The organism is Croceibacterium sp. TMG7-5b_MA50, from assembly GCF_039830145.1.
Classification (GTDB): domain Bacteria; phylum Pseudomonadota; class Alphaproteobacteria; order Sphingomonadales; family Sphingomonadaceae; genus Croceibacterium.
The window spans coordinates 1,724,378-1,743,847 of the sequence record NZ_CP156082.1 but is presented as its reverse complement, the minus strand read 5'-3'; the positions used below and the strand labels follow the sequence as shown (position 1 = coordinate 1,743,847).

Here is a 19,470-nt window from a genome sequence, read left to right as displayed (position 1 = left end):
GCGCGGGCGGCCGGTGGAAGGCGGCGTGCTGCTCACAATTCTTCCGCCGCCATGGCGAAGATCGGGCGATGGGGGCGATGATCGGCCATCCGCTGCAACAATGGCTCAAGCTCGGTTTCGACCATGATGATGTCCTGGTGCATCGGCCGGATGAAGCCGGTATCCACCATCGTCCGGTTGAACGCCACCAGCCCGTCATAGAAGCCGAACGCGTTCAGCAGCCCCACCGGCTTGGTGTGATAGCCGAGCTGCGCCCAACTGACCGCTTCCCACAATTCGTCCATCGTGCCGACCCCGCCGGGCAGCGTCAGGAACCCATCCGACAGATCGGTGAAGCGCAGCTTGCGCTCGTGCATGGTGGCAACCGTGTGCAGTTCGGTGCAGGCATGGTTGGCGACCTCCGCCGTGGCGGCCAGCGCCTCGGGAATGACGCCGATCACCTCGCCGCCTTCGGCCAACGCGCCCTCGGCCAGCGCGCCCATCAGCCCACGCGTGCCGCCGCCATAGACCACGCCGATGCCACGCCGGGCGAGCACCGCGCCGGTGTCCCGCGCCAGCGCGACGTAGCGGGGATCTGCCGGGGTGGCGGACCCGCAATAGACGGCAAGGCGGTTCATGGTGCTTCGGATCCTTCGACAATGGTAAACACGGCCGCGCGGCCCTTTGCATGGTAATACGCCACCGCGTCGTCGAACACCTGCTTGGCGCGCGCGAAATCGGGGCCCAGCGCGGCGCGGGCGGCGGCGGCATTGCGCCAGATGATGGCCAGCGGGGCGGTGTAGTAGGCGAGCAGCACGTCGAACAGCGCGTCGAGATTGGGACCGTGATCGCCCGGCGTCTCCGGGTGCCGCGCCACCTGGGCGTGCAGGTCCGCCAGCGACCCCATGGTTCCGCCGTCGAGCGTCAGGGTTGTCACGTCGCCAGATCCTCCAGCATCAGGCCGGCCGTCGCCTTCGCGCTGCCCACCACGCCGGGGATGCCTGCGCCCGGATGGGTGCCGGCCCCCACCAGGTAGAAGTTGCGGATCACGTCGTCCCGGTTGTGCCCGCGGAAGAAGGCGCTTTGCGTCAGCACCGGCTCCAGGCTGAAGGCGCTGCCCAGGTGGGCGTTGAGATCGGCCACGAAGTCCGTCGGCGCATAATGGAACTTGGTCACGATGCGGCTGTGGATGTCGGGGATCAGCCGGCGGCCGACCTCGTCCAGGATACGCTTTTCCAGCTGCGGGCCGACCACATCCCAGTCGATCGCCAGCTTGCCCAGATGGGCGACCGGCACCAGCGCGTAGAACGTGCTCATCCCCGGCGGCGCCATGCCCGGATCGGTGACTGTGGGATGGTGCAGGTAGATGGAGAAATCTTCCGGCAGCACGCCGTGGGTGTAGATGTCGTCCAGCAGGCCTTTGTACCGGGGGCCGAACAGGATCATGTGATGCGGGATGCCGGGCCAGGTGCCCTCGATCCCGAAATGCACCACGAACAGGCTGGGGGAAAACCGCTTCTTCATCAGCGCCCGCCCGCGCCGCTGCCCGCGCTGGTTGCCGCCCAGGAGGTCGCGGTACGAATGGACGATGTCGCCATTGCTCGCCACCGCGTCGAAGCTTTCGTTCCAGCCGCTCTTGGTGGTGACGCTGCTCGCCCGATCGCCGACCGTGCCGATTGCGGTGACGGCGTCGTCCAGCCGGACGGTGCCGCCCAGCCGTTCGAAATGACGGACCATGGCCGCGATCAGACGGTTGGTCCCGCCGCGCGCCCACCACACGCCGCCATCCTTCTCCAGCTTGTGGATCAGGGCGTAGATCGAACTGGTGGTCATCGGGTTGCCGCCCACCAGCAATGTGTGGAAGCTCAGCGCCTCACGCAGCTTCTCGTTGTTGATGTAGCTGCTGACCACGGAATAGACCGAACGCCACGCCTGGTACTTGGCCAGCGCCGGTGCCGCCTTCACCATGCTGGCGAAGTCCAGGAACGGCACGCTGCCCAGCTTCTCGTACCCTTCGTGGAACACGCCGGCCGAATATTGCAGGAACCGTTCGTACCCGGCGATGTCCGCGGGATCGAGCTTGGCGATCTCCCGCTGCAGCGACGCCTCGTCGTTGGAATAATCGAAGTTCGTGCCGTCGGGCCAGTTCAGGCGGTAGAACGGCATGACCGGCATCAGTTCGATGTCCTGCGCCATGTCGTGGCCGGTGATGGCCCACAATTCCTGCAGGCAGGCGGGGTCCGTCACCACGGTCGGCCCGGCGTCGAAGGTGAAGCCGTCGCGCTGCCAGTGATAGGCGCGCCCGCCCGGCTTGTCGCGCGCCTCCACCACGGTGGTGGCGATGCCGGCCGATTGCAGGCGGATCGCCAGTGCCAGCCCGCCGAAGCCCGCGCCGATCACGCAGGCGCGCTTGCCAGTAATTGCGACCGGGGCATGCGCCGGCGCCGGGTCGGTACTCATGCGCAATCCCTTTGTTGTTGCGTACCCGAATAGAGCGGCGCGCGTGGTTGCACCAGTGCCTGCACCGCCGCCCCGATCGGCACGGGCGGTCGCCCGCTCAATACCCGCAGCCGATCTGTCCAGGTGCTGCGCCCGGCATAGAACCGTTCGATCAGCGGATCGGACAGGGTATAGAATCGCTCGAACACCCGATAGCGTTCCGCCGGCCCGGCGGCGCCGAACAGCATGGAGCCGAGCAGGCGGTAGAAACCGGTGCGCCGCCAGTGATCCGCCGCCCGCTGTTCCAGCATGGTGGCCAGCGCATCGCCCGTCATCTGCGGCTGGTGGGCGAAGGCATCCGCCACCGCCAGCGCGGTCTCCACCGCGAAGGGCAGGGTATAGCTGGTCAGCGGATGCACGAAGCCCGCACCCGCGCCGGCGCGCGCCACGCCCGGCACCCGCTGTTCCGCCTGCCACCCGGCGAAATCGCCGCCGGTGATGACGGGCAGCACGCCGGTCTCCTGCTCCAGCACGGTGCCCGCCCAGCCATGCGCCGCGGCGTAGGCGTCCAGCCGCCCGCTCAGCAGCGGGCGGTCCAGCACCGGCGCGTCCTGGTAATAGGTATCCTCGATGAACACCTCGTCCGCCGCCAGCGGCAGGACATAGACGAAGCGGTAGCCATCGGTCTGGTCCACCGTCGCGTCCATGATCGTCGGCCGCGTCAGGCCGTGCGGACGGTCGGTGCGCAGGTGCCGGCCCAGGAACACCTGCCATCCGCCCTGCAGCCGCGCGGTCGGCTGGAACCCGCGGCAATCGATCACCACCCCCGCCGGCACCCGGCCACCTTCCGCCAGCGTCACGCCGTCAGCGGCAAGGCCGGCGACCCGCTGCCCGGTTGCCAGCGTCCCCGCCGGCAGCGCCGTGGCCAGATGGGCGGCGAAGTCGCGGGAGGCGAGCGAGCGGTACGGCGTTTGCAGCGTGCGGCAATGGCGGGGGAAGGCGACCTCGTATCCTTCGTGCCATTGCGCCATGCGGAACGGCGCCATCAGCCGCGTGCCTGCCGGGTCGAGATCGCTGGCGAACCAGCTCCACCGGTGGTGCCCACCAGCCGCCGCGCCGCCCTCGATCACGCGGACATGCAGGCCGGGGCACCGCTCCGCCAAGGCCAGCGCGATCAGCCCGCCGGCAAGGCCGCCGCCGACGATCGCGACATCACATCCATTGCTGCGTTCCATGCCCGTCGCTGTAACCCATCGCCGCCCGCTGGCAATGCACGCTCGGCCGTCAGGAACAGAGTACCTGCGCTTACGTTGCAGCTGCACATTCTGAGGGCACACACACTACATGCGAACCATTCTGACCGGCGCCGCCACCCTGGCCGCGCTGCTTGCCATGCCTGCGATCGCGCAGGATGTCGCTGCGCCCGGCTCGGTCGGGACCACCGGCCAGGGCGCCGTGCCCGAACAGATCGATGCCGGCGTGCTGGACGGCGACTTCCTCGTGATCGGGGCGGGCGTAGGCTACACGCCGACCTATGAAGGGGCTGACGATTATACGGTCACCCCATTCCCGGCGGTCGCCGGCCGGGTGGGCGGCATCGGGATCGCGCCGCGCGCGGGCGGCCTGGCGCTGGACCTGATCGCCGACTACGACACGGCGGGCAATGTCCAGTTCCAGCTCGGCCCCGTGGCGCGCCTCCGGTTCGGCCGCGACGGCGACACCGGGGATGACGTGGTGAACCTGCTGGATGATCAGGATCTCGCCGTGGAAGTGGGCGCCAATGCCGGCATCACCTTCGCGCAGGTGCTGCACCCCTACGACCGGCTGACCGTCAGCACCGATGTGCGCTGGGATGTGGCCGGCGCGCATGACGGCATGGTGGTGACGCCCGGCGTCAGCTACCTGACCCCGCTCAGCCGCGGGATCTTCGCCGCGCTGAACGTGAATGCCGAATGGGTCGATGATTCCTTCGCCGAATATTATTACGGCCTCGATGCGCAGCAGGCGGCGATCACCGGCCTGCCCCGCTATGACGCCGATGGCGGGTTCAAGTCGGCGGGCGTCAACCTGATCGCCGGGTTCGACCTCAATGGCGACATCACCGATGGCGGCCTCTCCATCGTCGGCCTCGCCAGCTACAACCGCCTGTTCGGCTCGGCGGAGGATACGCCGTTCACCTCCATCCGCGGCAGCGCGGACCAGTGGGTCGGCGGCATCGGCCTCGCCTACACGTTCTGATGCTTGCAAGCCCCGGGGGTGCGGCCTATCGTGCCCGCACCCTCGGGGAGCCTGCCATGGCTGAGAGGTGGGGCTGGCATCCCACGACCCGTCGAACCTGAACCCGTTAACACGGGCGGAGGGAAGGGCGGCGGCACAGGCGATCCATCCCTCTCCCCGCGCTACCTCCCCCGGACAGGAGAGCGCGAATGGCCGACATCAACTCCCCGCTGGAAATCGGCGTCACCACCGGTCCGATCCGGGGCAGCCGCAAGATCCATGTCGGCCCACACCGCGTCGCCATGCGCGAAATCCACCTCGATCCCCACAGCGGCGAACCGCCGGTGCGCGTCTACGACACGTCCGGTCCCTACACCGACCCCGCCGCCGCCATCGACATCGCCGCCGGCCTTCCCGCCATCCGCCGCCCCTGGCAGCTCGCCCGCGGCGACGTGGAGGCGTATGACGCGCGCGAGGTGAAGCCGGAGGATAACGGCCTCAAGGGCCCCGACCGCTCCGCCGGCGTCCCCGCCTTCCCCAATGTTGTCCGCCGCCCGCTGCGCGCGCATGCCGGCAAGACCATCACCCAGATGCATTACGCCCGCGCCGGCATCATCACCCCGGAGATGGAATACGTCGCCGAACGCGAGAACCTGGGCCGTGAATTCGTCCGCCGGGAGATGGACGGCAATTCATGGGGCGCAGAAATCCCCGAATACGTCACCCCCGAATTCGTCCGGGACGAGGTCGCCCGCGGCCGCGCGATCATCCCGTCCAACATCAACCACCCCGAATGCGAACCGATGGCGATCGGCCGCAACTTCCTGGTCAAGATCAACGCCAATATCGGCAACAGCGCCGTCGCCTCCGACGTCGCATCCGAGGTGGACAAGCTCGTCTGGGCGATCCGCTGGGGCGCGGACACGGTGATGGACCTCAGCACCGGCCGCAACATCCACGACACCCGCGAATGGATCATCCGCAATTCGCCCGTCCCCATCGGCACCGTCCCCATCTACCAGGCGCTGGAAAAGGTCGGCGGCATTGCCGAGGACCTGACGTGGGAGATCTTCCGCGACACCCTGATCGAACAGGCGGAACAGGGCGTCGACTACTTCACCATCCATGCGGGCGTCCGCCTGCCCTACATCCCGCTGACGGCGAAGCGCGTGACCGGCATCGTGTCACGCGGCGGTTCCATCATGGCCAAGTGGTGCCTCGCCCATCACCGCGAAAGCTTCCTGTACGAGCATTTCGACGAGATCAGCGAGATCTGCGCCGCCTACGACATCGCCTATTCGCTGGGCGACGGCCTGCGCCCCGGCGCCATCGCCGACGCCAATGACGAGGCGCAGTTCGCCGAACTCTACACGCTGGGCGAGCTGACCAAGCGCGCCTGGGAACGCGGCGTGCAGGTCATGATCGAGGGGCCGGGCCACGTGCCCATGCACAAGATCCGCGAGAACATGACCAAGCAGCTCGAAGCCTGCGGGGAGGCGCCGTTCTACACCCTCGGGCCGCTCGTCACCGACATCGCGCCCGGCTACGACCACATCACCAGCGGCATCGGCGCGGCGCAGATCGGCTGGTACGGCACCGCCATGCTCTGCTACGTCACGCCCAAGGAGCATCTGGGCCTGCCCGACCGGGACGATGTGAAGGTCGGCGTCGTCACCTACAAGCTCGCCGCCCACGCCGCCGACCTCGCCAAGGGCCACCCGGCCGCGCAGGTGCGCGACGATGCGCTCAGCAAGGCCCGGTTCGAGTTCCGCTGGCGCGACCAGTTCAACCTGTCATTGGATCCCGAAACGGCGGAGCTGTACCACGACCAGACCCTGCCCGCCGAAGGCGCCAAGACGGCGCATTTCTGCTCCATGTGCGGGCCGAAATTCTGCTCCATGAAGATCACGCAGGAAGTGCGCGACTTCGCGGCGAAGCAGAACCAGCCGATCGAAGCCTTCGCCGCGGTCGAGGATGCGGAAGAAGGCATGGCCGCTATGAGCGAGAAGTACCGCCTTGGCGGCAACGAACTCTACATCGGCGCCGGCAACCGCGAACACGACTGACGCGCCCCTAAAATCCTCCCCATCCCAAGATGGGGAGGGGGACCACCCACAGGGTGGTGGAGGGGCAAACAGCGCCACCCCACCACCCGCGCACATCAAACCGTCGGCAATTCCACATCCGGCATCGCCGCCAGCTCGGCAGCGGTCAGGCTGGTCTGCACATCCATGTCGTTGCCCTGATGGCGCATGGTCAGGCCGTTCAGCGGTACGGTGACGTAGCGGTCGGGATCGCTGTCCTCCAGCTCCACGATCAGCCCGGTCACCTCCATGCCCGCCTGGTCGCCCGTGCGGCGCAGCCCCTCCACGTCGCCCAGCTCGGTGCCGTCGGCGGTGACGAGGTCGGCATCCAGCAATTGCCGCTCCGTCATGCCCAGCGCGACGACCGCGCCATCGGAGGCGGCGAGATCGGCATCGGCCCGCTGCTCCAGCGCGTCCTCCGTCGCATCGGCCTGCTTGTCGGCTTCCGACTGGCACGCGGCAAGGCCCAGCGCGAGGGCGGGCAGGGCGGCAACAATGGCGAGTTTCATGGCGAACGGGTTCCTCTTCGCTGTTGGGGATGGTGAGCGAACGAGGGCGCGCCGCGATGGTTTCGCCTTCCGCGCTTTACAACCCGACGCCTGCGGGTGATCACGCGGCATGGCTGATCTCTACCTCAAGGCACTGGAATCCGAACGCAAGGCGCTGTGGGCGACCTGCCGCCTGAAGGGGCTGGCGAAGGACACGCCGGAGCGCAAACGCATCGTGGAACTGGACCGCCTGCTGGCGGAGCATAAGGCGAAGAAGGGGTAGCGTCTGCTCAACAAGCCGTCTTGCGACAGAAGCAGCAGTGGCTCACGGTTACAGCAAGGCTTAGCGCGCCTGTGTGATGATCTGGGTACGTTTCTATGGATGAGATTGACATCAACGATCGCAAATCTTTTGAGCTAATATCGTATATACTTAGCGAAGTCGCTGCTACTGCTACTAAAGCTTCTAAAAGCCTGAGCTCTGTTTTTGAAGAAGTTGATCCTTGGTTTATGATGCCTCACCCGCAGGGTCATGGGTCACTACTTGTCAGCAAAAAGGCTGTTTCTGCTCTCGATACCTTGGTGATGAGGGTCATCAAACTTCGTGATCTGGAGTCTCGTGTCACATATTCAGATATCAAAAAAGAGTTAGGCGCAGAAATAATCAAAAGGTTCGTGAGTGAAGGCCGAGCCATTGATCAAAAACAGACGGATAGGTTGTTGTCATGGGCTGCAAAGCGCGCCGCCGCCCGATGCGGAGAGTTCACCTACTACTATCCACTGCGATTTACATTTACAAGTGAACCCGGCGAGATCGACATTGGAGCCGTGAAAATAAGATGGCTGGATCAGTTCCAGCCAGAAATCTTCAACCAAGTGAAGGCTTACCTGCGGGCAAATCCTAGTGAGAGTGACCGTAAGTGGGCTCGAAAGCACCTTCGTACGGCGGCGGAGTACTATAAGAGTTACAAGTGGGTAGCGGTAGTGACAGTGAAAAACTGTGATGCAAAACGCGCGCAGGATGCGGCACATGACCTTCTTACGTCGGCCCTTGACTGCTTATATTTTCTGATTGGCAGGAAAGGCACTCATCGCGTTGAAGTTGGTCGCTTCCAAATATCCAGTGACTCTCGAGCATTGGCGTGGATCAAAAAGGATGGCTTGATGACCATCCAGACATCTACAGGAAGCCTAGACGCCATGGGCTTTCCAGAAGGATGGTCCAAGGATTTACAAAGAGAAGATGTTGTGGAAACGCTTCAACTGATTAGGTTAGTTTTAAATAGTAAGGTTGATTTAAGTGTAAGGCGACCGATAGCAAGCCGGTTCTTGGATGCAGCGAGGTGGTTTGGCGAGGGAGTGAGAGATAAGCAGTCATTCTCGAAAGTAGTAAAATTTATAACCGCCATAGAGCGACTTATGGTTGCTGGAAGCAAGAGTGATATAGCAGAGACGGTAAGCACAAGAGTTGCTGATTTAACTATGTCATCTGATTGCTTAGATGATTGGAGGTTGAAGAAAAAGATTGTCAAGGAAGCTTATGATTTAAGATCTAAGCTAGTTCACGGATCTGTATCGCCGTTTTCTAAGTCAGTTAGTGAAGGCGTGTTAATATGTGGAGATGTGGCCGAAGAAGTCTTGTACGCATTTTTGCATCGTGTTGGTAAAGACGGCTTGTTAAAAACTGATCTGTCAGAGGATCAGTACGCAAGATGGTTTGATCACATCCGCGAATGGGTTAGCAGACTGCACGATCACGCATATAGAACGACTGGATAAAAAGGAGTGGCAGTCTGATTTTCTTAATGCGCGGTCCTTAGTCGTGCGTTTCGTGTTGCGCGAGCCGTAGCCGTCGCCAACCTCCATCCGGGCCAGCCGCTCATCCTCCGCGCCTTGAAGTAGGTGCACAGGCGATCCCAGCCATCGGCGCGCAGCACGACCATTTCCGTTCCGTCAGGAGCGGTAAAACGCTGGAGCAGATAGTCCATGCCTCGCGCCTATTCGTATTAATTCATCGCGTACCACCCCAAAACATTTTCCTACTCGGCAAAAACCTGCCCTAAGCTCGCCGATGAGCACGACCCCGCCCACCGCACCCATCGCCCCGCCGTCACCGCCCGTCACCGGAGCCGCCCCCACATCCCCGCCCGAACCCGAACTCGGCCACGCCATCCTCGACTACGACCCCGCCGATTATCGCTGGGTCCCCGTCCGCCGCCGCCAGCGCTATGACGGGTGGACGGAGGAGAAGCAGCGCCGCTTCATCGAGGTGCTGGCCGATACCGGCCTCGTCGCGCTCGCCGCGAAGGAGGTCGGGATGACGCGGGCGAGCGCCTATGCCCTGCGCCGCGCGCCCCACGCCGCCGCCTTCGCCCGCGCGTGGGACGTGGCGCGCGAACGCGCGGGCACCCTGATCGAGGATATCGCCTTCGAACGCGCGATCGAGGGCGTGGAGCAGGACCAGTACAATTCCGCCGGCGAACTGACGGACAGCCGCCGCGTCTACAACGATCGTCTGCTCAGCCACCTGAAGCCCGAACGCTACAGCCGGGAGGCGCGCTCGGCCCGTGCGGCGTGGCACTTCGCGCAACCGGCCGCCGCCGCGCGCGGCACCGATGGCGGCGGGAATGACCCGGCGGATGGCCAGGGCACCGCGCTCGCCCCGGTCCCGGCCCGCGCCACTCCGGCGCCCGCCACACTCGAAGATGTCCTGCGCGCGATGGAACCCGCGCTGCCCGCCCCGGTGGAAACGATGCTCGATGCGGAGCAATTGGCGCACGAACTGCTCTGTGCCGAACTCGCCGACGGCAAGCTGCCGCACTTCCTCGCCGAGCAGCGCCCGGCGAAAAGCCCCGAGCAGCTGCGGGCGGAGGCGCGGCTGGCGCAGCACGAACGCGGGCGGGCGGCGAACGAGAAGCAGGCGGCGGGCGGCAAGCTCACCGAGCAGGAGGAGATCGACTGGTTCGCCTGGCTCGATCCCACGCAGGCCGGCACCCGCCGACGCCCGCCGCGCGACGGTTCATGAACAAGGCGAAGCGGCGAGAGGGAGGTGTCAACTTAGTGTCAACTTCCGGCTTCCGCCGCTCGTGTCACCGGACGGCACACTCTTGCGGTGCAGCGACGAATTGGTGCGCTGCATATTGATTGGGCAGCGTGCCGCAATTATAAGCAGCATCAACCCAACCGGCCCGGCAACAGGGCAGGTGGCCGTTTGCAGGAGAGAACAATGCCTTCCATGACCATGCGCGCCGCCCTTGGCGGCCTGCTTGCCCTCGGCGTGGCGACCACGCCCGCTTTCGCCAACAGCGAGATGGTGGTGCAGGAACACGCGCCCGACACCCGCTCCGTCGCGGTGAAGATCGGTGACCTGAACCTGTCGTCCCCTTACGACCAGCGCACGCTGGCGCTTCGCGTCAACCAGGCCGCGGCGCAGGTGTGTGACATGCCGCGCGGCTCCGTGCTGAACCGCACGCCGTCGGCGCTGAATTGCTTCGACACCGCCCGCGCCGGCGCCCTGGCGCAACTCGATGCCCGCGGCTACGCCGCCAGCGCCGCCGTCGCCGCGGCTGAAGAGGGCTAAGCGGTCGGACTGATTGCTGGCTCCGGCACCCAATCGCGCCGGAGCCAGCGCCCGCCTGCCAGCAGCAGCAGGCCCGCGGCGACATACAGCAGCAGCGACCACAGCATCGCCTGCGCCAGCGCCCCCTCGCCATGGCGGCCGCGCAGGGCATCGGCCAGCAGGCCCAGCGCCCAGGTCCCCCCGGCCAGACCCAACAGATTGTTGACCAGCAGGAACAGCGCACTCGCGCTCGCCCGCTCCGCCGCGCCCACCAGGTGCTGCACCGCCGACAGGACCGGCCCCATCCAGAAGTAGCTCAGCGCCTGCGGCAGCAGGAACAGGGCAAAGGCGACCCGCCAGTCGCCCGACACGATCCCCGCCGCGAACAGCGGCGCGGCGATCACGAAGGCCCCTCCCGGCAACCAGGCATGCCACGCCCGGTCGCCCCGGCCCAGCCGGTCGCCCAGCCACCCGCCGCCCAGCACTCCCGCGATCCCCCCCACCAGCAGCAGGGCGCCGAAGAACTGCGCCGATTGCAGCAGGGTCAGCCCGAACGACCGTTGCAGCACGCTCGGCAGCCAGAAGACGATGCCATACCCCGCCATGCTCGCCAGCGCCTGTCCCAACGACAGCAGCCAGAACGACCGGCTCCGTACCAGCAACCCCGCCGTCCGCCGCCACGGCGCCGCCGGCCGCCGCTCCCGCCGGGGCGGGTCGCGGACCAGCAGCGCGAAGACGGGCGCCAGCAGCAGCCCGGCCCCACCCACGACCACGAAGGCCCAGCGCCAGTCCACCGCCGCCGCGATCGCTCCGCCCGCCAGCACGCCCGCGGCCGAGCCGATCGGGATGCCCAGCGAATAGATCGCCAGCGCCCGCGCCCGCCGATGGGAGGGGAAGTACTCGCCGATCAGCGCGTAGGACGGGGCCACGCCGCCCGCCTCCCCGATCCCGACGCCAAGGCGGGCCAGGAAGATGTGCCAGAAGCCCTGCGCCAGCGCGCACAAAGCGGTACACCCGCTCCATACGACCAGCGCCCAGCCGATCACCCGCGCGCGGCCCGTCCGGTCCGCCAGTGCCGACAGCGGCACCCCGCAAGTGGCGTAGAGCAGGGCGAAGGCGACCCCGCCCAGCAGGCCCATCTCGCCATCGGACAGCGCCAGTTCCCGCTGGATCGGCGCCGCCAGAATGGCCAGGATCTGCCGGTCGACGAAGTTGCAGATATAGACCAGCAGCAGCATGGCCAGCACGATCGGTGGACGTCGCATCCGCGCGCCATCGACCTGCCGCCCCGCGAGCGCAAGCCCTACCGCACCGGCCGCTTCTCCAGCTTGCGGGCCAGCGTGCGACGATGCATGCCAAGCCGCCGCGCGGCCTCGCTGATGTTGAAGTCCACCTCTACCAGCGTCTGGTGGATATGCTCCCATTCCAGCGTCTTGATGCTGGATTGCCGGCCGTCTACCGGCGCATCGGGATTGCCGTCCGCCAGGCCGAAGGCGCGTTCGATGTCGTCGGTGTTGGCAGGCTTCGCCAGGTAATGCGAAGCGCCCAGCTTAATCGCCTCCACCGCCGTGGCTATGCTGGCGAAGCCCGTCAGCACCACGATCCTGGCGTCCGGCAGCCGGGCATGCAGCGTCTGCACGCAGGCAAGGCCCGACGCGCCGCCAAGCTTCAGGTCGATGACGGCATAATCGGGGCGGTGACTGGCGAGCAGATCCACCATCCCGGCATGGCTGTCGGTGGCGACCACGTGATAGCCGCGCCGTTCGAACGATCGGCGCAAGGTCCGAGCGAAGGCGGCGTCGTCCTCCACGATCAGCAGCAGCGGCGGCAGGGCGGGCTCAGGCATCGCTGGCCGAGGTAAGCGCGTTCAGGGGAATTTCGACCCGCACCGTCGCGCCGCCTTCGGGATTGTTGCGCGCCGCCACTGTGCCGCCCAGCTGGCGCAGCACATTGACGAGCAGGAACAGGCCGACGCCGCCGCCGGCGCGCCCCTTCGTGGAATGGTATGGCCGGCCGAAGGCCTGCAGCATTGTCGGGTCGAAGCCGGGGCCGCGGTCGGCCACCTCCAGCACCAGCCGGTCGCCGAGCCGCAGGGCGGTGAGGCCGACCCAGTCCGGCGATGCCTCCACCGCATTGTCGATCACATTGCCGATCACCTGGCGCAGCGCGGGATCGGCGATGATCGGCACGTCCGGCTCCCCGAAGTGGTCGGTGAAGGCGAACTCGCCCGGCATCCGGCCAGTTGCCCCGCTGCGCCATTCGGCGACAATGGCGTGCAGGAAGGCGCGCACGCTGGTCCGTTCCGGGGCAAGGCCCCGCGCCTCCCCGGCGGCGAGCAGGATGGAGCTGACGATCGCCTTGCACCGCTGCACGGCGGTGTCCATGTCGGCCAGATCCTCCTGCAATTCCCGGTCGCGTGCCAGTTGCGGCAGGCGGCGCCAATCGCCGATCAGCACGGACAGGCTGGCAAGCGGGGTGCCCAGTTCGTGCGCCGCGCCGCTGGCAAGCAGGCCCATGCGCACGATGTGGTCCTCCTCCACCGCGCGCTGCTGCACCTCCGCCAGTGCCGCATTGCGCTGATTGAGGTTGCGAGTGGTACGGGTGACGAAGACCAGCAGCAGCACCGCGATCAGCGCGAAGCAGACGAAGCTGCCCTGCAGGTACAATTGCAGCGGGTCGGCGGCGTAGGGCGCCGGAAGATTGAGCGGGCGGGTCCACAACAACTGCGCCAGCAACGCGCCAAGCGCGACGACCGCAACGCCCCACGCGGCCTGCTGCGAGAGGAGCAGCGCGCCCAGCACCACCTGCAGCAGGAACAGCGGGGCGAACGGATTGGCGATGCCGCCCGTGAAATGGAGCTGCCAGGCGAGCACCCCCACATCTAGCAACAGGGCCAGCGTCAGCTCCCGGTTGCTGACATCCCGCCGGCGTTGCAGCAGCGGCAGGCTGGCGAGGTTGATCGCCACCAGCAGCAGCACCGCGCCCAGCAGCGGGCCGACGGGCAGGGCGATGCCCATGGCGGAGCGGACGATCTCTATCGTCACCAATTGGCCGCCGACCGCGAACCAGCGCAGCTGGATCAGCAGCAACAGGTTGCGCCGGCCGGCATCTGCGGGCGTTGTCGGCAGCATGCCGAACAGGGTGCGCAGGCCTTGCTCGGAACCGGGGGAGGGCGTGGCCGTGGCCATGTGGCCGATTGTGCCGCGATCAGCGGGGCAGGCGCAAGACCCGCCAGGCCGCGAACAGGCACAGGCCGGCCAGCGCCGCCCAGGTCAGGGCATAAGGCAGATGGTTGTCCGGGAAGTTCAGGACAGTGAGGCCGCCCACCGGATAGCCGCCGGCATTGCCGGTGCCGTCCGCATCGATGAAATAGGGGGCGACAGGGCCCAACGCCTGAGCCCGCGCGATCGCGGCCACGTCCCGGCTGAACCAGCGGCCGGCGGCGGGATCGTTGCTGCGCAGGAAGCCGCCGCCCGGCTCCGTGATCCTGAGGAGGCCCGTGACCGTGACCGGGCCGGCCGGATTGCCGGCGGCGCGGTTGGCCGGATCTGTCCGGTCACGGGGGACGAAGCCGCGATTGACCAGGACGGTGAAGCCACTATCCGTCGTGAGCGGCGTCATCACCCAGAACCCGCCGCCAAGATCGGTCACCGCCTGCACCAGCACCTCCCGGTCATGGCGGAACGTACCCGTGGCGGTGAGCCGCCGGTACACGTCGTCATTCTCGGTAATGGCGGGCCAGCGGTCGGGACCCGGCGCAATGACGGGGATGGCGGTCGCGCGGGTCTCCACCGCCTCGATCAACTGGTGCTTCCAGGTGCGGCGCTGCACCTGCCACACGGCCAGCGAGACACACAAAGCCGCCAGCAGCAACGCAATCGCAGCGATGACCCAGCGCCCGGCGCCGCGGCCGCGCGCTGTGGTCGTGGCGGGGCGATCGGTCATGTCCGGCCCCGCCACACGATCACGGCAGCTGCGAAACGTCGTGCGGCTGCGGCATCATGTTGTTGTGCAGGTGGCTCATCACCCACAGCGAACCCGACAGCATGATGACGACGACGATCACGGTGAAGACCAGCGTGGACAGCGTCCAGCCATTCTCCGCCTTGGGATTCATGTGCAGGAAGTAGACCATGTGGACGACGATCTGCACCACCGCGAAGATGGTGATGATGGCGGCGGTCACGGCGGCGGAGAAGGTGCCGTTCATCACCAGCGCGAACGGGATCGCGGTCAGCACGACCGACAGCACGAAGCCGATGACGTAGTCGCGCATGGTCGCGTGCGGCAGTTCCGCCACGGCGTGGCCGCCATGCTGCCCGTCGTGATGCGCGCCGTGGCCAGCCTCGTGCCCGGTTTCGGTCGCGGCCGGGATCGGCCCGGTGGGACGGTGCGCCGGGTGGGACGGATTGTCGGCGTGGTCGGGGTTGTAGGTGGTGTTGCTCATCGCAGCATCCCCATCAGGTAGACAACGGTGAAGACGCCGATCCACACGACATCCAGGAAGTGCCAGAACATGCTGAGGCATGCGACCCGGCGCTGGTTGGCGGCGATCAGGCCACGGTTGTTGAGCTGGACGATCAGCGTCACCAGCCAGATCAGGCCGAAAGTGACGTGAAGGCCGTGCGTGCCGACCAGCGTGAAGAAGGCCGACAGGAATGCGCTGCGCTGCGGCCCGGCGCCGATGTGGATCAGGTGCTGGAACTCGTACAGCTCGATACCCAGGAAGGCGAGGCCGAACAGCCCGGTCACCGCCAGCCAGCCCTGCGTGGCGCGCAGCTTGTTCGCCTGCATCGACAGCATGGCGAAGCCATACGTGATGGAGGAAAACAGCAGCATCGCAGTATTCACCGCGATCAGCGGCAGTTCGAACAGGTCGCGTGGACCCGGCCCCGCGGCGTAGTTACCGCCCAGAACGCCGTAGCAGGCGAACAGGATGGCGAAGATGAGGCAGTCGCTCATCAGGTAGATCCAGAAGCCCAGCATGGTGCTGTAGCCTTCGGGATGGGCGTGCTCGTCCAGCTCGTAGAAGCGGATGGGCTGCCCCTCCTTCTCTTCCGTGTGCGGGGCCGGTCCCGGTGCGGTGATCGCCCAGTCGGTGCTGCTCATCGCGCTTATGCTCCTGCTGCCGGCTGCGCTTCGCGGGCGCGCAGTCCGTCCAGCTGCCGCGACCGCGCCGCCTCCACTTCGGCCACATGCGCGGCGGGGATGTGGAAGTCGCGGTCATAGTTGAAGGTGTGGTAGATCGCCGCGGCGACCAACCCGATCAGGCCGAGCGCGGCCAGCCACCAGATGTGCCACACCAGCGCAAACCCTGCGACCAGGCTGATACCGGCCAGGATCACGCCCGCACCCGTGCCCTTGGGCATGTGGATGTCGCGGAACCCTTCGATCGGGCGATCGGCGTGGCGGTTCTTCATGTCGTACCATGCGTCCAGGTCATGGATCACCGGCGTGAAGGCGAAGTTGTACTCCGGCGGGGGCGAGCTGGTCGCCCATTCCAGCGTACGGCCATTCCACGGGTCGCCACTCTCGTCACGCAGCTCCTCTCGCTTCCAGATGCTGACGGCGAACTGCACCAGCATGGCGCCGATGCCGGCCGCGATCATGGCCGCACCGATGGCGGCGATCACGAACCAGATCTGCAGGTCGGGATCGTCGAACACGCGCATCCGGCGGGTCACGCCCATCAGGCCCATGATGTAGAGCGGGGTGAACGCCACCCAGAAGCCCGGGACCCAGCACCAGAAGCTGACCTTGCCCCAGAAGGTGTTGAGCTTGTAGCCGAACGCCTTGGGCCACCAGAAGTTGATCGCGGCGAAGATGCCGAACAGCACGCCGCCGATGATCACGTTGTGGAAGTGCGCGATCAGGAACAGCGAGTTGTGCAGCACGAAGTCCGCCGGCGGCACCGCCAGCAGCACGCCCGTCATCCCGCCGACCGTGAAGGTCAGCATGAAGGCGACCGTCCACATCATCGGCAGTTCGTACCGGATGCGGCCGCGATACATGGTGAACAGCCAGTTGAAGAGCTTCGCCCCCGTCGGGATCGAGATGATCATGGTGGTGATGCCGAAGAAGCTGTTCACCGACGCACCGCTACCCATGGTGAAGAAGTGGTGCAGCCACACCAGGTAGCTCAGGATCATGATGACGATCGTGGCGTAGACCATGGAGGTATAGCCGAACAGGCGCTTGCCGCTGAACGTGCTGGTCACCTCGCTGAACACGCCGAACAGCGGCAGGATCAGGATGTAGACCTCCGGGTGGCCCCAGATCCAGATCAGGTTCACGTACATCATGGCGCTGCCGCCGAAGTCGTTCGTGAAGAAGTTGGTGCCGACATAGCGGTCCAGGCTCAGCAGAGCGAGCACCGCGGTCAGGACCGGGAAGGAGGCGACGATCAGGATGTTGGTGCACAGGCTGGTCCAGGTGAAGATCGGCATCTTCATCAGGCCCATGCCCGGCGCGCGCAGCTTCAGGATGGTGACGATCAGGTTGATGCCCGACAGCGTCGTGCCGACGCCCGCGATCTGCAGCGACCACAGGTAGTAGTCGACGCCGACATTGGGGCTGTAGGCGATGCCCGACAGCGGCGGGTAGGCGAGCCACCCGGTCTGCGCGAATTCGCCGATGAACAGGCTCATCATCACCAGCACGGCGCCCGCGGTGGTCATCCAGAAGCTGAAATTGTTGAGGAACGGGAACGACACGTCGCGCGCGCCGATCTGCAGCGGCACGACGTAGTTCATCAGGCCCGTGACGAACGGCATCGCCACGAAGAAGATCATGATCACGCCATGGGCGGTGAACACCTGGTCGTAGTGATGGGCGTTCAGGTAGCCTTCCGACCCGCCGAATGCGATCGCCTGCTGCAGACGCATCATCAGCGCGTCGGCGAAACCGCGCAGGAACATGACGAGGCCCAGCACCATGTACATGATGCCGATCTTCTTGTGGTCCACGCTGGTGAACCATTCGTTCCAGAGATAGCCCCACAGGCGGAACTTGGTCAGCAGCGCCAGCATGGCGATGCCGCCGATGGCGACCGCGCCGAAGGTGACGATCAGGATCGGCTCGTGCAGCGGAATCGCCTCGAGCGAGAGGCGGCCCAGGATGGGGCCGGCTTCGGGTGCGGGATGCGGGGTCATGGCTGCGTCTGGTCGCTCTGTGTCAGGTCCTTGGGGACGCCCGGGTCATGTTCGGGCACGTCGTTGTGGTCGACGTAATTGGGCGGCGTATGCTCGGTCGCGCCGGTGTCGCCGGTGGCCTCTTCCTCGGCCACCTCCGTCGCGTGCCAGATGTTCATGCCGACGAAGGTGATGGCGCCCATGGCCGCGAGCAGCGCGAGCACCACGATGGCCGCACGGCCGAGCCGGCGCGAACTGGGCGGGCGTTGGTTGTTCATGATCTTGTACCTTCCGCGCGCGTCACAGCGACGCCAGCGTGCTGGGACGCGACAGGCCGGCGCCGGTCAGCGGGGCGAGGTTGACCGGGTCGAGCAGGCCGCCCTCGACCGGGTCGAGCTGGGCCAGGCACGTCGCCTGGACGTAGCGGCTGCCATCGGCCAGCAGCAGGCTGTCCCCGCCGCTGCCGCGACCGGCATACTTGTCGTAAGCCAGGCGGCGGACGTTGTGGATGCCGGCGAGGCCCAGGCCGCCCCGCTCGTCGATGGCCATCATCTCGTGCGCGCACATCTTGTCGGCATCGACGCACATGTTGACCACCAGGTCAAACAACTGCGGTTCCACGGCGGCGAAGTACATCGGCGGCACCTTCTCGCTCGGCTGTTCGAGCTGGAGGTAGGCGGCGCGCGTCAGCTGGCCGGTGCTGGTGCGCACCTGCTGCACCCAGCTGTCGAAGTCTGCGGCGGGCATGCTGCGCACGGCGAAGCGCATGTTGGAGAAGCCTGCCCCCGAATATTGGGCGGACAGCCCTTCGAACGTGCCAGCCTGGTCGAACTCGCCATGCAGCTTGGTCTCCATGCCGGGCATGGCGTAGATCATTCCCGCCATGGCGGGAATGTAGAAGCTGTTCATCACCGACGAGCCGGAGATGCGGAAGCGGATCGGCCGGTCCACCGGCGCGGCGAATTCGTTGACGGTGGCGATGCCCTGTTCCGGGTAGATGAACAGCCACTTCCAATCGAGCGCGACCACCTGCACCTCCAGCGGCGCGGACAGTTCCTGCCCCGGCCCCGCAGGGGAGGCGGACCCGCCCGAGGAGAGCGGCCGGTAAGGGTCGAGCAGGTGGGTGCTGACCCAGGTCAGCGCTCCCAGGCAGATGATGATCAGCAGCGGCGCGGCCCAGATCAGCAGCTCCAGCTGGGTGGAATGGTCCCAGTCCGGCGTGTACTTCGCGTCGGTGTTGGCCGCGCGGTACTTCCACGCGAACCAGGCGGTCGCCGCCATGACCGGCGCCACGATCAACAGCATCAGCGCGGTGGAGATCACCACCAGGTTGCCCTGCTGGCGCGCCACGTCGCCGGCGGGATCGAGCACGATCAGCTCGCCACAACCAGCCAGCAGCGGCAGGGTGGCAAGCACGGGCAGGGTGCGGCGAAGCAGGCGGCCGAGCGTCGGGCCGGTGTTCGGAATCGTCAGCATGGGCGACCGCCTACCAGCATGATGTTGCATTGCACATAGGACAATTTGTCCAATCGTTCATCGTCTCGCCGCAGCGCATTCAAATGCGCAGCCCGATT

General features: G+C 66.3%; 20 protein-coding genes and 1 riboswitch. Of the genes, 6 read left to right on the top strand and 14 right to left on the bottom strand.

Going from position 1 to position 19,470, the window contains the following annotated elements:
- Positions 1–32: 32 nt before the first annotated feature.
- Genes V5740_RS08390 through crtY form a run of 4 tightly spaced genes read right to left on the bottom strand, consistent with a single transcriptional unit; the run spans position 33 to position 3,653 of the window.
- Entirely contained in the window at positions 33–617 is a 585-nt protein-coding gene (locus tag V5740_RS08390) for a TIGR00730 family Rossman fold protein (protein ID WP_347302044.1), read from the bottom strand.
- Positions 614–916, bottom strand: coding sequence for a barstar family protein (locus V5740_RS08385; RefSeq protein WP_347302043.1), 303 nt, complete (start codon positions 914–916; stop codon positions 614–616). Before V5740_RS08385 ends, V5740_RS08390 begins: the two co-directional genes overlap by 4 nt.
- The gene (locus tag V5740_RS08380; protein WP_347302042.1) at positions 913–2,439 is read right to left on the bottom strand and encodes a phytoene desaturase; all 1,527 of its coding nucleotides are present in this window, start codon (positions 2,437–2,439) and stop codon (positions 913–915) included. Before V5740_RS08380 ends, V5740_RS08385 begins: the two co-directional genes overlap by 4 nt.
- Positions 2,436–3,653: a lycopene beta-cyclase CrtY gene (gene crtY, locus V5740_RS08375; protein WP_347302041.1), complete on the bottom strand. Its 1,218-nt coding sequence runs from the start codon at positions 3,651–3,653 to the stop codon at positions 2,436–2,438. The genes V5740_RS08380 and crtY overlap by 4 nt, the downstream gene beginning before the upstream one ends.
- A 109-nt stretch (positions 3,654–3,762) precedes the next feature.
- On the opposite strand from crtY, the gene V5740_RS08370 reads away from it, so the two are divergent.
- Together V5740_RS08370 and thiC are read left to right on the top strand one after the other, a co-directional pair.
- Positions 3,763–4,656 (top strand): MipA/OmpV family protein, encoded by an 894-nt coding sequence (locus V5740_RS08370; protein WP_347302040.1) that lies wholly within the window; start codon positions 3,763–3,765, stop codon positions 4,654–4,656.
- A gap of 33 nt (positions 4,657–4,689) precedes the next feature.
- Positions 4,690–4,797: riboswitch (TPP riboswitch) on the top strand.
- Between the two features lie 47 nt (positions 4,798–4,844).
- Positions 4,845–6,701, top strand: a complete 1,857-nt coding sequence (gene thiC / locus V5740_RS08365) for a phosphomethylpyrimidine synthase ThiC (RefSeq protein WP_347302039.1) — start codon at positions 4,845–4,847, stop codon at positions 6,699–6,701.
- Positions 6,702–6,796: 95 nt separating this feature from the next.
- Here the strand turns inward: thiC and V5740_RS08360 are convergent, their stop codons facing one another.
- Entirely contained in the window at positions 6,797–7,228 is a 432-nt protein-coding gene (locus V5740_RS08360; RefSeq protein ID WP_347302038.1) for a PRC-barrel domain containing protein, read from the bottom strand.
- Between the two features lie 109 nt (positions 7,229–7,337).
- Between V5740_RS08360 and V5740_RS08355 the strand changes: the two genes are divergently transcribed.
- The 4 genes from V5740_RS08355 (at position 7,338) to V5740_RS08340 (ending at position 10,787) form a co-directional block, all read left to right on the top strand.
- The gene (locus V5740_RS08355) at positions 7,338–7,490 is read left to right on the top strand and encodes a hypothetical protein (protein WP_347302037.1); all 153 of its coding nucleotides are present in this window, start codon (positions 7,338–7,340) and stop codon (positions 7,488–7,490) included.
- 95 nt (positions 7,491–7,585) lie between these two features.
- Positions 7,586–8,986, top strand: coding sequence for a hypothetical protein (locus V5740_RS08350; RefSeq protein ID WP_347302036.1), 1,401 nt, complete (start codon positions 7,586–7,588; stop codon positions 8,984–8,986).
- 292 nt (positions 8,987–9,278) lie between these two features.
- Positions 9,279–10,232 carry a hypothetical protein gene (locus V5740_RS08345; RefSeq protein WP_347302035.1) on the top strand — a complete coding sequence of 318 codons (954 nt, stop codon included), beginning with the start codon at positions 9,279–9,281 and terminating at the stop codon, positions 10,230–10,232.
- 201 nt (positions 10,233–10,433) lie between these two features.
- Complete coding sequence (locus V5740_RS08340; protein ID WP_347302034.1) at positions 10,434–10,787, top strand: UrcA family protein; 354 nt, start codon at positions 10,434–10,436, stop codon at positions 10,785–10,787.
- On the opposite strand, the gene V5740_RS08335 is transcribed toward V5740_RS08340, so the two are convergent.
- The 9 genes from V5740_RS08335 to cyoA are packed head-to-tail and all read right to left on the bottom strand — an operon-like array spanning position 10,784 to position 19,372.
- Positions 10,784–12,031, bottom strand: coding sequence for an MFS transporter (locus V5740_RS08335; RefSeq protein WP_347302033.1), 1,248 nt, complete (start codon positions 12,029–12,031; stop codon positions 10,784–10,786). The two genes, V5740_RS08340 and V5740_RS08335, sit on opposite strands and share 4 nt — an antisense overlap.
- Positions 12,032–12,069: 38 nt before the next feature.
- Entirely contained in the window at positions 12,070–12,612 is a 543-nt protein-coding gene (locus V5740_RS08330) for a response regulator transcription factor (RefSeq protein WP_347302032.1), read from the bottom strand.
- Positions 12,605–13,954, bottom strand: coding sequence for an ATP-binding protein (locus V5740_RS08325; RefSeq protein ID WP_347302031.1), 1,350 nt, complete (start codon positions 13,952–13,954; stop codon positions 12,605–12,607). Before V5740_RS08325 ends, V5740_RS08330 begins: the two co-directional genes overlap by 8 nt.
- A gap of 19 nt (positions 13,955–13,973) precedes the next feature.
- Complete coding sequence (locus V5740_RS08320; protein ID WP_347302030.1) at positions 13,974–14,711, bottom strand: SURF1 family protein; 738 nt, start codon at positions 14,709–14,711, stop codon at positions 13,974–13,976.
- A gap of 19 nt (positions 14,712–14,730) precedes the next feature.
- Positions 14,731–15,213, bottom strand: coding sequence for a cytochrome o ubiquinol oxidase subunit IV (gene cyoD, locus V5740_RS08315; RefSeq protein WP_347302029.1), 483 nt, complete (start codon positions 15,211–15,213; stop codon positions 14,731–14,733).
- Positions 15,210–15,875, bottom strand: coding sequence for a cytochrome o ubiquinol oxidase subunit III (gene cyoC, locus V5740_RS08310; RefSeq protein ID WP_347302028.1), 666 nt, complete (start codon positions 15,873–15,875; stop codon positions 15,210–15,212). The genes cyoD and cyoC overlap by 4 nt, the downstream gene beginning before the upstream one ends.
- Before the next feature lie 5 nt (positions 15,876–15,880).
- On the bottom strand, positions 15,881–17,917 hold the full coding sequence (cyoB, locus tag V5740_RS08305; RefSeq protein WP_347302027.1) for a cytochrome o ubiquinol oxidase subunit I: 2,037 nt from the start codon (positions 17,915–17,917) through the stop codon (positions 15,881–15,883).
- Positions 17,914–18,174, bottom strand: coding sequence for a hypothetical protein (locus tag V5740_RS08300; RefSeq protein WP_347302026.1), 261 nt, complete (start codon positions 18,172–18,174; stop codon positions 17,914–17,916). The genes cyoB and V5740_RS08300 overlap by 4 nt, the downstream gene beginning before the upstream one ends.
- A gap of 22 nt (positions 18,175–18,196) precedes the next feature.
- Entirely contained in the window at positions 18,197–19,372 is a 1,176-nt protein-coding gene (cyoA, locus tag V5740_RS08295) for a ubiquinol oxidase subunit II (protein ID WP_347302025.1), read from the bottom strand.
- Positions 19,373–19,470: the final 98 nt, after the last annotated feature.